The sequence below is a fragment of the Micromonospora sp. BQ32 genome, assembly GCF_059358895.1.
The window spans coordinates 209,809-222,739 of the sequence record NZ_JCADBI010000003.1; the positions used below are offsets into that span (position 1 = coordinate 209,809).

Genomic DNA, 12,931 nt, shown 5'->3' on the forward strand with positions numbered 1-12,931 from the left:
TCACGGTTTGGTGGCGCGGTACCAGGCGGCGGCGCCCGGGTGCAGCGACAGCGGCGCGGTGACGATCGCCGAACGAGGGCTCATCCGTCCCGCCGCCGGATGGGCGGCGGCCAGTTCGGCCCGGCGTTCCATCAGCAGCCGGGTCACCTCACGCACCAACGGGTCCGGCAGGTCGGCCCGGACGATCAGGTAGTTCGGGTCGGCCACCGTGGTCACCGCGTCCACCCCGTACACCGAGCGGGGGATGTCCCGGGAGACGTAGACCTGGCCGTAGCGCGTGCGCAGCGGCTCGGTCCACTCGTTGAGGTCCACGATCCGGATCGCGCTGGCGTCGGCCAGCTCCTCGATGCCCCGAACCGGCAACCCGCCGGAGAAGAAGAACGCGTCGATCCGCCCGGAGCGCAGCGCCGCCACCGAGTCGTCCAGTCCGAGCCGTTCGCGGCGCACCTCGTCGCCACCGAGGCGGGCCACCTCCAGCAGGCGGGTCGCGGTGATCTCGGTGCCCGAGCCGGGCGCGCCGACGGAGACCCGCCGGCCGTTCAGGTCGGCGACCGTGCGGACCGGGCCGCCGCTCGTGGTGACCAGGTGCAGTTGGTCGTCGTACACCCGGGCGATGGCGTCGACCGTGGGGCTTCCCGCCGTGCTGGTGGGCAGCACATCGGCCTGGGTGAAGCCCAGCTCGGCCTCGCCGGAGCCGACGAGCTGGACGTTCTCCGCCGAGGCCGCGGTGATCACCACGCTGGCCCGTACGTCGGGGAGTTCCCGGTTGAGGATGGCCGCCAGGGACTGCCCGAACGCGTAGTAGACCGCGGTGGGGCTGCCGGTGGCGATGCGGATCGACGTCGGCTCGGTCGGGGTGTCCCGGCAGCTGGCGACGGCCAGGTTCGCGATCAGCAGCACCGTCGACAGGGCGGCCAGGCCGACGCGGCTGGACGAGGTACGACTCACGCGGTGCACTGTGCGCCGTCGGGCGGGTGCGCGCAAGCCCGGGCCGGCGACGTCCCGGACGGTCGGAACCCGATCAGCAGGCGGTCCGACCTGCCGGTGCCACGACCGCGCCGCGCGCCGACGCCGGGGGCAGCCCGCGCGCCGTCGCCGCCCCGGGTGCGGCCACCGGGTCGCGCGCCGGCTCCAACGCCGCGCTGTGCAGGATCCGCTGCCGGTCCCGGCCGTCGGCCACGCTGACCAGGAAGCAGCCGGTGCCCGGGCGGAGTCGGGCCGGCACGTCGAGCACGGCCGCGCCCCGGATCAGCACCGCGGCCAACTCCCGGTCGGTGAGCCGGACACCGAGGATGTGCCGGCGGACGTGCCGCCCGGCGGCCAGCAGCGCCGAGCGCCAGGCCGCCTCCGCCAGCCGGGTCACCAACCGCCGGCGGGCCGGCGAGGCGCCGGGCAGCGGCCCGCCGAGCAGCTCACGCCGCCCCTGCCACCAGCCCGCGTCCAACATCCGGGTGTACGCGCCCTGGTGTTCCCGGGGCACCCACAGCCGGTGCAGCTCGTAGCGGCGGCGTAGACCGCCGACGGTCACCTCGTGGGTGACCGGGATGTCCAGCCGGTTGAGCAGTTGCCGCATCCGCTGCGCGGCGTCCTCCCGGTTGAACTCCACCCCGGCGGTGTGCTCGGCCCGGACCGCGCTGGGCCGGGCGGCGGTCGGCGGTGGTGTGCAGCGCAGCAGGCAGGCAGCCTCGAACGCGTCGCCCAGTGTCAGCCAGCCCAGCGGGGCTGGGGGCGGCGGGGCTGGGGGCGGCGGGGCTGGGAGCGGCGGGGAGTGAGGCCGGTCGAGCAGGGCGGGTTCGCGGGTCAACGGAGGCTCCCTTGTCGGAGTCTGGGTTGCCCTACCGTGGCCCCTGCCACGCCGTTACGGAACCGGTCCGGCCCAGCCTTGAGCAAATCTTGCGGCTGCCGCGCCACTACAGGTCGGTGACCACCAGATCCACCTGCCGCACCCGGCCCGCGGCGGTGGCCTGCTCCAGCACCGTGTGCTTCAACTCTCGCAGCGTGCCGACCAGCTCCGCGGCGGTGCGCGGGCGGGCACCGGCGACGAGCAGGTCGCGGATCAGCCGCCCCTTGGTCGCCTTGTTGAAGTGGCTGACCACCGAGCGGACCAGCACGCCGTCGACCTCCCGCTCGTGCAGTACCCGCACGGTGACCGTCCGCTCGGCCAGCTCCCCGCGCGGCGTCCAGGTGGCGGCGTACGCGCCGGAGCGCAGATCCAGCACCGGGCCCCGCCCGGCAGCCTCGTCCACCGTGGGGGTCAGCTCCCTGCGCCAGTACGTCGACAGCGCCCCGACGTCGGGCAGGCGCGCGCCGATCGGGCAGCGGTACGGTGGGATCCGGTCGGCCAACCGGACCGCGCCCCACAGCCCGGAGCTGATCAGGATCGACCGGCGGGCCGCACGTTGCGCCGCGACCGGCAACGAGGCCAGGTCCAGCGCCTCGTAGAGCACCCCGGTGTAGAGCCGCTCGGCCGGCGCGGTGGCCGCCTCCCGCAGTCGGGCATTGCGCCGCAGCTCGCCCCGCTGCCCCTCGCTGAGACCGAGCGCCGCCCGCGCGACCTCCTCGTCCGGCCCGGCGCTCAGCGCCACCAGGGCGTCCAGCACCCGCTCGCGGGCCGGGTTCAGCTCGGGCAGTGAGAGCCGGTCCGGGGCCCACCGCCGTCCGGTGCCGGCGTCGGCCTTCCCCTCCGAGGGCGGCAACAGGATGAGCATGGGTCTCCTCGACGGGCGAAACGGCGGCGCCCCACGCGCCGGCCCGGCCAGCGTACGACCAGCCCCTACCGCCAGGGCCGCACCGGGGTGTCGGGGTGGTACACGCGATAGCCGCCGACCTCCCGCACCGGCGTGGCGTCGGCCCGGTCGGCGAGCAGCCGGCGCAACCGCCGGTCCATCGGTGAGTCGATCTCCACCACGTAGCCCGGCCGCTCGGCCCGCCCCACCTGCCGCCAGTACGGCCGGTAGCGGTTCTGCCCCGGGGACAGGTTCCCGTCGAGCACCCCGCAGACCACCGACTCATCCGTGTTGAAGATCAACCGGTTGCAGGTCCAGTAGTCCCCGTACACCTCGTGGGGTCCGTGGGCGCGCAGCGCGGCGGCCAACTCCCGGGCCTGGCGCTCCTCGGTCCGCGATGCCCGGGTGCCGGTGGTCGCGAAGAGCACGGTGACCACCAGCGTGGTCACGGTCAGCGCGGCCAGCACGGCGGTGGAGAGCGCGCCGGTGAGCCGCCCCAGCACGCTGCTGGTGCCCCGCCAGGCGGTCAGCGCCGCCACCCAGAGCGGCCAGAGCACCGCCGGCAGCGACAGTTGCAGCACCGACAGGTAGCGGGCGTTGTCCAGCGGGCTGGTCGCGGCGAGCGGGCTGCGTACGTACGACAGCAGGGTCAACGCCGCGCCGGCGATCAGCGCGAGCTGCACGACCGGCCCGACCCGTTCCCCGCGCGGCACCCGGGCCGCCCGCCGGTAGGCGAGCACCGCGAATGCCGCGCCGGCCAGCAGCAGCACCGGGTACAGCACGCCGAACCACTGTTGCCAGCGTCCGCAGCCGTCCACCGGGCAGAGCCCGTGCGCCAGCGGCACCCCCTCCAGCAGGCCGCCCCGGATCCGGTCGGACCACGGCGGCTGCGGCCCGGCCTTGGTGCTGACCTCCCGGAACACCGACAGCGAGTCCTCACCCGGCCCGGCCCGCAGGTTGTCGACGATCATCGGGGCCACACCGGCCACCACCCCCGCCACCAGCAGCAGGCCGGACCAGCCGAGCAACTCCCGCCGTACCGCCCAGAGCAGGGCCAGCCCGGCCACCGCGAGGTACGGCAGGATCAGCCAGTCCGACCAGACGGCCAGCCCGACGAGCAGCCCGAACAGGCCGAACGCGAGCCGTCGGCGGTGGACAGTGCCGGCGGCCAACCCCACCGTGATCAGCAGCATCAGCAGCACCGCCGGCTTCACCTCCGGCCGCCCACCGACGACGGTGAGCTGATCGCGCACCACCCGCTCCGGCCCGAGCGCCAGCAGACCCACCACGAACGCGGCGAACCACGGCGTGCAGAGCCGGCGGGTCAACCGGTGGATCAGGTAGAGGAAGACCGCGTACAGCGCGAGCATCGGCAGCCGCAGCACCGGCCAGCTCGGCCCGGCCAGCGCCACCAGCGGCGCCGCCAGGTACGACTCCAACATCCCCATGTAGTGCTGGCCGTACAGGAAGACCGGGTGTTCCCGGCCCTGCCCGATGTGTAGCGCGGCGAGGCCGAACGTCGCCTCGTCGCTGTTCGACACCGGCACCGTGAAGAGCGTCAGGACCAGCCGGTAGACGACACCGGCGAGCCCGAACAGCAGCGCGACGAGCGCCGGCCGGTCGAGTCGCGGACGCCATCGCCTGCGGTGCTGCTCTGGATGCGACACGACCAAGGCCCCCGTCGTCGTCCCGACCGGAGTGTTTCACGTTCGGCCGGGCCGCCGAGGTGGATCGGCGTAGCTGGGGCGGGACTGGATCCACCCGACGGTGGCCGGGCCGGATCGGCGCAGCCGGGGTTGGCTCGCATGGCCGTGGCTGTCGACGTGTGGCAGGGTTGGCGCGTGCCACCCACTCCCGCCGGCCAACTGGCCGTTCCGAACCTGCACCGGGCTGCGCGGATCGAGGACGCCGTGCACCAGCTCGTCGAGCGTCGCCTGCGGCGCACCGGCTGGCGGGTCAACATCGTCGCGTACACCGGCTATGGCGCGCCGGGTTGGGTGCGGGTGATGTGCCGGGTGCTGCTGGGCCGTCCGGACACCCGCCAGCGGGGTCGACTGGACAAGGTCCGTGGCTGGCGCAGCTTCACCACGCTGCCCAACAAACACGTCACCGTGACCATCGAGGCCGGCGGGGTGTGCCACGAGACGCGGGCCGACCGCAGCGGCTTCGTCGACACCCTGGTCGAGGCCGACCTGCCGCCCGGTTGGGGTACGGTCCGGCTCAGTGTCCCGGACGCCGAGCCGGTCGACGCCCCGGTGCGCATCCTCGACCCGGAGGTCAAGTTCGGCATCATCTCCGACATCGACGACACGGTGATGGTGACCGCGCTGCCCCGGCCGCTGCTCGCCGCATGGAACACGTTCGTGCTCGACGAGCATGCCCGCAACGCCGTGCCCGGCATGGCCGTGCTCTACGAGCGGCTCGTCACCGCGCACCCCGGCGCGCCGGTCTTCTACCTCTCCACCGGCGCCTGGAACGTGGCACCGACGCTGACCCGGTTCCTGTCCCGGCACCTCTACCCGGCCGGGCCGCTGCTGTTGACCGACTGGGGCCCGACCGCCGATCGCTGGTTCCGCAGCGGCATGGAACACAAGCGGGTCACCCTGGCCCGAATGGCCAAGGAGTTTCCCGACGTGAAGTGGCTGTTGGTGGGCGACGACGGGCAGCACGACCAGGAGATCTACCGGGAGTTCGCCGCCGCCCACCCGGAGAACGTCGCCGGGGTGGCGATCCGCCGGCTCTCGCCGACGCAGTCGGTGCTGGCCGGTAGCCTGCCCGCCCCGGCCGGCGCGTCGTCGGCGGGACCGGTGGGGCAGAAGTGGCTCTCCGCCCCGGACGGCGCCGGCCTGTGGCAGCTGCTCCGCGACGCCGGCCTGGTCTGACGATCCGGCCGGGTCAGCTGCGGCGGAGCCAGACGGCGCCCAGCGGCGGCACCTGAAGGGCCGCTGAGGCGACCATCCCGTGCCACGGCACGTCCTCGGCCCGTACCTCGCCGAGGTTGCCCACCCCCGACCCGCCGTAGTGCTGCGCGTCGGTATTGAGCACCTCCTGCCACGTCCCGCCGGCCGGCAACCCGATTCGGTAGTCGTGCAGCGGCTGGGCGGAGAAGTTCGCCACGCAGACCAGCGTCGAGCCGTCCGGGGCGATCCGGACGAACGACACGGTGTTGTTGGCGACGTCGTCGCCGGCGATCCACCGGAAACCGGCCGGTTCGGTGTCCTGTGCCCAGAGCGCCGGGGTGTCCCGGTAGACCCGGTTGAGGTCACCGACGAGCCGTTGCACGCCGGCCCGGGCCGGGTCGTGCAGCAGGTACCAGTCGAGGCCGCGTTCCTCGCTCCACTCCCGGTCGTCGGCCAGTTCGGAGCCCATGAAGAGCAGCTGCTTGCCGGGGTGCGCCCACATGTACGCCAGCAGCGCCCGGACGTTCGCCAGCCGCTGCCAGGTGTCGCCGGGCATCTTGCCGGCCAGCGAGCCCTTGCCGTGCACGACCTCGTCGTGGCTGATCGGCAGCACGTAGTTCTCGCTCCAGGCGTACGCCAGGGAGAAGGTGAGCTGGTGGTGGTGGTGCTGGCGGTAGATCGGGTCCTTCGAGGTGTAGAGCAGGGTGTCGTGCATCCAGCCCATGTTCCACTTGAACCCGAAGCCCAGCCCGCCCTCGGCGGTGGAGCGGGTGACCCCCGGCCACGCGGTGGACTCCTCGGCGATCATGACGACGCCGGCGTGGTGCTTGTAGACGGTCGCGTTCACCTCCTGCATGAACGCGATGGCCTCCAGGTTCTCCCGACCGCCGTACTTGTTCGGGGCCCACTCGCCCTGGTTGCGGGAGTAGTCGAGGTAGAGCATCGAGGCGACGGCGTCGACCCGCAGCCCGTCGACGTGGAACTGGTCGCACCAGTAGAGGGCGTTGGCGACCAGGAAGTTGCGGACCTCGTTGCGGCCGAAGTCGAAGACGTACGTGCCCCAGTCGGGGTGCTCGCCGCGCCGCGGGTCGGGGTGCTCGTAGAGCGGGGTGCCGTCGAACCGGGCCAGCGCCCACTCGTCCTTCGGGAAGTGCGCGGGCACCCAGTCCAGGAGTACGCCGATGCCGGCGGCGTGCAGCCGGTCGACGAGGTGGCGGAACTCGTCCGGGTCGCCGAACCGGGAGGTCGGCGCGTAGTAGCCGGTCACCTGGTAGCCCCAGGAGCCGCCGAACGGGTGCTCCATCACCGGCAGGAACTCCACGTGCGTGAAGCCCAGCTCGGTGACGTACGCGGTGAGTTGCTCTGCCAGCTCGCGGTAGCCCAGGCCGGGCCGCCAGGAGCCGAGGTGCACCTCGTAGACGCTCATCGGTTCCTGGTGCGGCTGCCGTTCGGCCCGCCGGGCCAGCCAGTCCGCGTCGTTCCACCGGTACGTGGAGTGGTGCACCACCGAGGCGGTGGCCGGCGGCACCTCGGCGTACGCGGCGAGGGGGTCGGCCTTGTCCCGCCACTGCCCGTCGGCGCCCAGCACCCGGTACTTGTAGCGGGCCCCGGCCCGGGCGTTGGGGACGAACAGCTCCCACACCCCGCTGGAGCCGAGCGACCGCATCGGCCAGCCGTCGTCGGGGGCCCAGCCGGTGAAGTCGCCGACCACCCGCACCCCACGGGCGTTGGGCGCCCAGACGCTGAACGCCACGCCCTCGTCGAAGACCCGGGCGCCGAGCGCCTCCCACAGCCGCTCGTGGCGGCCCTCGCGGATCAGGTGTAGGTCCAGCTCACCCAGGGTCGGCGGGTAGCGGTACGGGTCGTCGTGCGTGGTGCCGTCGACCTCGACCCGGTAGTCGAGCACGGTGCCGTCGACCTGCGCCTCGAAGACGCCCACGTCGTGCACCCGCTTCATCGGGTGCCGCTCGTCGCCGACGAGTAGCGCCACGTCGCCGGCGCCCCGCCGCATGGTGCGGATCGTCGTCGAGGAGTCGGCGGGATGCGCGCCGAGCAGCGCGTGCGGGTCGTGCGTCGCGCCGGAGATCAGCTGGTCCATCGGTCGTCCTTCGGGGCGGGAGCGGTCGGCGCGGAACGGGACGAGCGGGCGGCAGAAGCACGGGCGGCCAGCCGGGACGCCACCGTGGCCGGGGTTGTCGTGGCCGGGGTTGTCGTGGCCGGGGTTGTCGTGGCCGGAGTCGTCGTGGCCGGGGTCGTCGGCGCGGTGCCGCCGGAGAGGTCGTCCGGCACCTCGGCGACGGTGAGATCGGCCGGCTCGGCGCCCGCCGGCTGCGGCTCGGTTGGCGGGGTGGGGCGACGCACGGTCAACACGTGCGCGGGTTGCAGGTACGGGTCGAGCCGTACCGCGTTGCGCTGACCCCAGTCGTAACTGGTGCCGGTCAGCTCGTCGTACACCGTGAACCGTTCGTGCCAGTCGAAACCGAGCGCCGGCATGTCGAGGGTGGTGTTGCCCCACTGCACGACGCGCGGGTCGAACGAGCAGACCACGATGACCGTGTTGCCGGTCTCCGGGTCGTGCTTGGACCAGCAGAGCAACGCCGGGTTGTCGATCTCGTGGAAGCGCAGGTTACGGAGCTGGTGCAGGGCCGGGTTGTGGTGGCGTACCCGGTTGAGGGTGGCCAGGAACGGCGCCAGCGAGCGGCCCTGCGCCTCGGCGCCGGCCCAGTCCCGGGGTCGCAGCTCGTACTTCTCGTTGTCCAGGTACTCCTCGGCGCCCGGCCGGGCCACGTGCTCGAACAGCTCGTAACCGGCGTACAGGCCCCAGGAGGGGGAGAGCAGCGCGGCCAGCACCGCCCGGATCTTGAACATCGGCGGGCCGCCGTGCTGCAACGACTCGTGCAGGATGTCCGGGGTGTTCGGCCAGAAGTTCGGCCGCATGTAGTCGGCCGCCTCGATCAGCTCCTCGCAGTACGCCCGCATCTCGGCGGCCGTCGTGCGCCAGGTGAAATAGGTGTACGACTGGGTGAAGCCGATCTTGCCGAGGCCGTGCATGATGGCCGGCCGGGTGAACGCCTCGGCCAGGAACAGCACGTCCGGGTCGACCGCCTTCACCTCGGCGATCAACCAGTGCCAGAAGTCGAACGGCTTGGTGTGCGGGTTGTCCACCCGGAAGATCCGGATGCCCTCGCCGACCCAGTGCAGCACCACCCGCAGCACCTCGGCCCGGATGCCCTCCGGGTCGTTGTCGAAGTTGACCGGGTAGATGTCCTGGTACTTCTTCGGCGGGTTCTCCGCGTACGCGATGCTGCCGTCGGCCCGGGTGGTGAACCACTCCGGGTGCTCGGTGACCCAGGGGTGGTCCGGCGCGCACTGCAACGCCAGGTCCATCGCCACTTCCAGGCCCTGTGCCGCCGCCGCCTGGATGAAGGCCCGGAAGTCCGCCGGCGTACCCAGGTCGGGGTGGATGGCGTCGTGGCCGCCCTCGGCGGCACCGATCGCCCACGGCGAGCCCACGTCGGTCGGCCCGGCGGTGAGCGCGTTGTTGCGGCCCTTACGGTTGACTCGGCCGATCGGGTGGATCGGCGGCAGGTAGAGCACGTCGAAGCCCATCGCGGCCACACCTGGCAGCCGCTCGGTGGCGGTCGCGAAGGTGCCGGAGCGGCCACCCACCGCCCCTTCGGAGCGGGGGAAGAACTCGTACCAGGCCGAGTAGAGCGCCCGCTTGCGGTCCACCCAGATCGAGTACGTGTCACCGGCGGTGACCAGCTCCCGGACCGGGTGCTCCCAGAGCAGGTCGGCCAGGGCCAGCGCCGGGTCCACCCGCTGCGCCAGCGGCAGGTCGGTCTCGACCAGCGCGGTGAGCGCGTCGGCGACCCGCGGCCGGTCGGCGGTCGGGACGAGATCCCGTGCGGCGGCGAGCACGCGCGCGCCCTCGGCCAGGTCGTTGGCCAGGTCCTCCGGCCCCTGCCCGGCGGCGATCTTCTTGGTTACGGCGTTCTGCCAGGTCAGGTACGGGTCCTGGAACGCTTCGACGGAGAAGGTCCACGAGCCGACGGCGTCCGGTGCGATGGTGGCGTGCCAGCGGTCCTGGCCCGGCTCGCCGGGGCGCATCCGGGTGAACGGCCGGCTCGCGCCGTCCGGACCAGCCCACACCACGTTGCAGCCCAGCGCGTCGTGCCCCTCCCGGTAGGCGCGCGCCGACACCGCAACGGGCTCGTCGACCACCGCCTTGGCCGGGTATCGCCCGCACGAGACGACGGGGGAGACGTCTTCGATCGGGAACCGTCCAGTCACCCCGCCAACCTACTGCGCGAGATCCGTTCGCGCGCGGCCAAGCCTGCCGGTCCGCCCCACACGCGGTGCCGCGCGCCGGGCCGCGCGACAAGATCCGCCCACTTTCGGGGAAGTTGCTGCCTCAGGCGTCGTCGACGCAGCAACTTCCCCGAAATTGCGCGGATCTTCGCGGTGCCGGTCCAGTGGTTTCAGGCGGTCCAGTGGTTTCAGGCGGTCTGGTGGCGTCAGGCGGATTGCCCACGGTCGGACGGTGGCCCCGCGCCCCAGCCGGTGTTCGTCGCCCGCCAGGATGGCCAGTCCTGTGGCCAGGTGTCGGGCCAGTTGTCGACTCGGCCAGCCGGCACGATCCCGGCGGGGTTGAGCGCGTCTCGGGCGACCCGTTCGGCGATCTCACCGATCTCCACCGCGGTCAGCGGCGCCCACCAGCCGAACCGCTCGAGCGCTCCGTCGACCACCGCCTGCGCCCGGTCCGGCGGGACGCCGGCGGCGGTGAGGAACCACCGCAGAGTGCGCTGGCAGTTTCCCTGCCAGCCGTCGTCGTCGACGACGGGGGCGGCGACAAACGCCATCAGCTGTGCGACGGCGACCTCCCAGGCGGCGACGACGTCGGCCGCGCCGGCGGCCCGCGCCGGATCGAGCGACGGCAGAAGGTGGTCGAAACGCTCAGCCAGGCTCTCCAACCAGCGCCGCCAGGCCAGCAGCGAGTCGGCGACGAACGTCGGCGCGTCAGCCGGCGTCGGGATGCGGTCGGTCACGAAGCCCGCATGCTCCCTCTCCCAGGGCCCCCAGTGCCAGCGGTAGGCCCACGGGCCGTACCGGTCGGACAGGAGCACGCTGACGGACTCGACCCAGGCGAAGTCTTCTGACCACCCGGCGTGTCTACCGTCACCGGAGGTCGGCCGGGCAGGCGGCGCAGGCACCAACGTCCGGACCGCCACCGACAACTCGACCGGGTCGAACGGGTGCCGCACCGGGTCGACGTCCGCCCACGTCTCGAGAAGATGTCTGTTCGACCCGTCGTCCGCCATGGCTCCGCATCGTGGCAGCCGGCCATCCCAGCGTCGAGCCAATACCCGCGAGTGGTGGCCCAGGGAGTCAGGCTGGCGGCTCCGCAGCCACGAACGACCCCTTGCCCTGGTGCACCTCGATCCAGCCCCGCTCATCCATGATCCACAGCGCCCGCTTGATCGGGTTGTCGGACGAGTTGTACTGGCGGGCGAGTTCAGCGATGGTCGGCAGCTTGTCGCCGGGCTTGAGGGTGCCGCTTCGGATCGACGTCGTGATGTCATCGACCACCTGCTCGTAGACAGGCTTGCGGGGCATGGTGGGACCACCTCTCGTCAGCCTGTACAGAGTCTCACCACGCGCGACACAGTCTGGACCCTGTGTTGACTCTGGCTACTTAGGGTCCTAAGTTGGATGGCGTAGGAGGTCCTCTCGTCAGCAGCGGAGTGCCTCATCGAAGGCCGGGGAGGTTCCCGTGCCATGCCGCCCCTGATCTGCATCCTCATCACCGACCACTCCGTCGCCCAAACCCCATAACCATCAATTCGTCGCGCCGCGAGGAGGCACAGGTGGACGAGCGTTTGCCGGATGGGCCGCTGCCGCCCGCGTACCCCATGGCGGGCGCGCGGCCACCGCAGCCGGACGGGGATCGGGTGCCCGGTCCGGCCCGGCCGACGCGGGCGCCGCTCAGCCGGCGGCAGTACGCCTACGGCATCGCGATCGCGGTGGTCGTCCTCGTGCTGTTTGTGGTTGGGGTCCTGCGGTGAGCGCGACGGGCCGGCGGTGAACGAGCTGCCGGTGGGTCGCCGGGTCGCGCAGTGGCGGGTACGGCGGAACATGACGCAGCAGCAGTTCGCCGACCGGCTCGGCAAGTCGAAGAGTTGGGTGGACAAGGTCGAGCGTGGGGTACGCCGGTTGGAGCGGGTGTCCAACCTCCGGGAGGTCGCCGAGACGCTGCGCATCGACGTGGAGGTCCTGTTGGCGGCCCGGCCCGTGCGGCCGACCCCGGTCGCCGCCGGGGTGGACGAGGTGCGGACGGCGCTGGCCCGCTACCACCTACCGGGCGCGGACCGACCGCCGCTGGTGGAGGAGTTAAGTGCTCGGCTGGAGCATGCCGAGCAGAGCTATCGGCACGCCCGGTACCCGGCCTTGCTGGCGCTGCTGCCCGGTCTGCTCGACGGCGTCCGCGAAGCGCAGGCCGTTCGCGCCGGCGCGGCGGACGCGCTGCTGGTGTCGGTGTACGGACTCGCCGCGCTGGTGTTGGTCAAGGTCGACCAGGGGGAGTTGGCCTGGCTGGCCGCCGACCGTGGAATGACCGTCGCCCTGGCGACCCCCGACCCGCAGGTGGCCGGCGTCGCCACCGTGTCACTGAGTCAGGCCCTGCGGTCTCGTGGTCGACGGCGTTCCGCCCTGGACGCCGCGCTCGCCGCCGCGGAGCGCATCGGTGTGCACGATGGGCCCCTGGCCAGCGCGCTGCGCGGGACGCTGCTCCTTCAGGCGGCGCTCGCCGCCGCAGGCGGGGGAGACGAACGCCTCGCCCGCCAGTCACTCGACCAGGCCGCGACGATCGCCCGAGACATTGGCCCGGATGACGGCGGAGGTGGCGCTGGGTCTGGTGGCGTTGGGTCCGGTGGCGCTGGGTCCGGTGTCGGGGGTTTCGGTCGGGCGGCGGTTGAGGCGGCCCGGGTGGTTGCCGACGCGGCCCTCGGCGACGTCACCACGGCGACCGCCCGGCACGAGCGGCTGGTGGCCGGCGACGACTGGCGGTGGCTGCCGCCCGAGCACCGGGCCGCGTACCTCCTTGATGTGGCCCGCGCGTACGCCCTGGCCGGCGACATGCACCGCGCGGGCCGGGCGGTGCTCGACGCGGAGCGCACCGCCCGCAGTGAGGTGCACGACCGGCCCGCGGTACGGAAGTTGGTCGCTGTCGTGTGGCGGTCCGCCGACACGCCGGCCGGCCTGGCCCAGCTCGCCGCCACCCTTCGCGTCACGTGACACACGCCCCGC

General features: G+C 72.8%; 11 protein-coding genes. 3 read left to right on the forward strand and 8 right to left on the reverse strand.

All coding sequences use genetic code 11. The annotated features are described in order from the left end of the window. The 4 genes from AC5L30_RS07955 to AC5L30_RS07970 all read right to left on the reverse strand — a co-directional run bounded on the left by AC5L30_RS07955 (position 1) and on the right by AC5L30_RS07970 (position 4,393). Positions 1-900 carry a TAXI family TRAP transporter solute-binding subunit gene (locus tag AC5L30_RS07955; protein ID WP_494866552.1) on the reverse strand — a complete coding sequence of 300 codons (900 nt, stop codon included), beginning with the start codon at positions 898-900 and terminating at the stop codon, positions 1-3. Positions 901-1,021: 121 nt separating this feature from the next. Further along, entirely contained in the window at positions 1,022-1,804 is a 783-nt protein-coding gene (locus AC5L30_RS07960; protein WP_494866261.1) for a hypothetical protein, read from the reverse strand. Between the two features lie 106 nt (positions 1,805-1,910). Next, entirely contained in the window at positions 1,911-2,708 is a 798-nt protein-coding gene (gene yaaA, locus AC5L30_RS07965; protein ID WP_494866262.1) for a peroxide stress protein YaaA, read from the reverse strand. 65 nt (positions 2,709-2,773) lie between these two features. After that, positions 2,774-4,393 (reverse strand): ArnT family glycosyltransferase, encoded by a 1,620-nt coding sequence (locus AC5L30_RS07970; RefSeq protein WP_494866263.1) that lies wholly within the window; start codon positions 4,391-4,393, stop codon positions 2,774-2,776. 138 nt (positions 4,394-4,531) lie between these two features. On the opposite strand from AC5L30_RS07970, the gene AC5L30_RS07975 reads away from it, so the two are divergent. Then, a complete protein-coding gene (locus AC5L30_RS07975; protein ID WP_494866264.1) occupies positions 4,532-5,608 on the forward strand; it encodes an App1 family protein phosphatidate phosphatase in 1,077 nt (358 codons plus the stop codon). A gap of 13 nt (positions 5,609-5,621) precedes the next feature. Here AC5L30_RS07975 and glgB read toward each other — a convergent pair whose 3' ends face one another. The 4 genes from glgB to AC5L30_RS07995 all read right to left on the reverse strand — a co-directional run bounded on the left by glgB (position 5,622) and on the right by AC5L30_RS07995 (position 11,242). Further along, the gene (gene glgB / locus AC5L30_RS07980; protein ID WP_494866265.1) at positions 5,622-7,724 is read right to left on the reverse strand and encodes a 1,4-alpha-glucan branching protein GlgB; all 2,103 of its coding nucleotides are present in this window, start codon (positions 7,722-7,724) and stop codon (positions 5,622-5,624) included. Continuing rightward, positions 7,712-9,919: an alpha-1,4-glucan--maltose-1-phosphate maltosyltransferase gene (locus AC5L30_RS07985; RefSeq protein WP_494866266.1), complete on the reverse strand. Its 2,208-nt coding sequence runs from the start codon at positions 9,917-9,919 to the stop codon at positions 7,712-7,714. Before AC5L30_RS07985 ends, glgB begins: the two co-directional genes overlap by 13 nt. Positions 9,920-10,143: 224 nt before the next feature. Next, on the reverse strand, positions 10,144-10,947 hold the full coding sequence (locus AC5L30_RS07990) for a hypothetical protein (RefSeq protein ID WP_494866267.1): 804 nt from the start codon (positions 10,945-10,947) through the stop codon (positions 10,144-10,146). Positions 10,948-11,014: 67 nt separating this feature from the next. Beyond that, complete coding sequence (locus AC5L30_RS07995; protein ID WP_494866268.1) at positions 11,015-11,242, reverse strand: winged helix-turn-helix domain-containing protein; 228 nt, start codon at positions 11,240-11,242, stop codon at positions 11,015-11,017. A 251-nt stretch (positions 11,243-11,493) separates the two neighbouring features. Here AC5L30_RS07995 and AC5L30_RS08000 point away from each other — a divergent pair, with 251 nt between their 5' ends. Together AC5L30_RS08000 and AC5L30_RS08005 are read left to right on the forward strand one after the other, a co-directional pair. Next, on the forward strand, positions 11,494-11,691 hold the full coding sequence (locus tag AC5L30_RS08000; protein ID WP_494866269.1) for a hypothetical protein: 198 nt from the start codon (positions 11,494-11,496) through the stop codon (positions 11,689-11,691). A gap of 16 nt (positions 11,692-11,707) precedes the next feature. Next, a complete protein-coding gene (locus AC5L30_RS08005; RefSeq protein WP_494866270.1) occupies positions 11,708-12,919 on the forward strand; it encodes a helix-turn-helix domain-containing protein in 1,212 nt (403 codons plus the stop codon). Positions 12,920-12,931 lie beyond the last annotated feature (12 nt).

Bases quoted from the DNA above. Each gene is read 5' to 3' on its own strand.
- AC5L30_RS07990 (WP_494866267.1), bottom strand. From the start codon at position 10,947: ATGGCGGACGACGGGTCGAACAGACATCTTCTCGAGACGTGGGCGGAC.
- yaaA (WP_494866262.1), bottom strand. From the start codon at position 2,708: ATGCTCATCCTGTTGCCGCCCTCGGAGGGGAAGGCCGACGCCGGCACC.
- glgB (WP_494866265.1), bottom strand. From the start codon at position 7,724: ATGGACCAGCTGATCTCCGGCGCGACGCACGACCCGCACGCGCTGCTC.
- AC5L30_RS07995 (WP_494866268.1), bottom strand. From the start codon at position 11,242: ATGCCCCGCAAGCCTGTCTACGAGCAGGTGGTCGATGACATCACGACG.
- AC5L30_RS07975 (WP_494866264.1), top strand. From the start codon at position 4,532: ATGGCCGTGGCTGTCGACGTGTGGCAGGGTTGGCGCGTGCCACCCACT.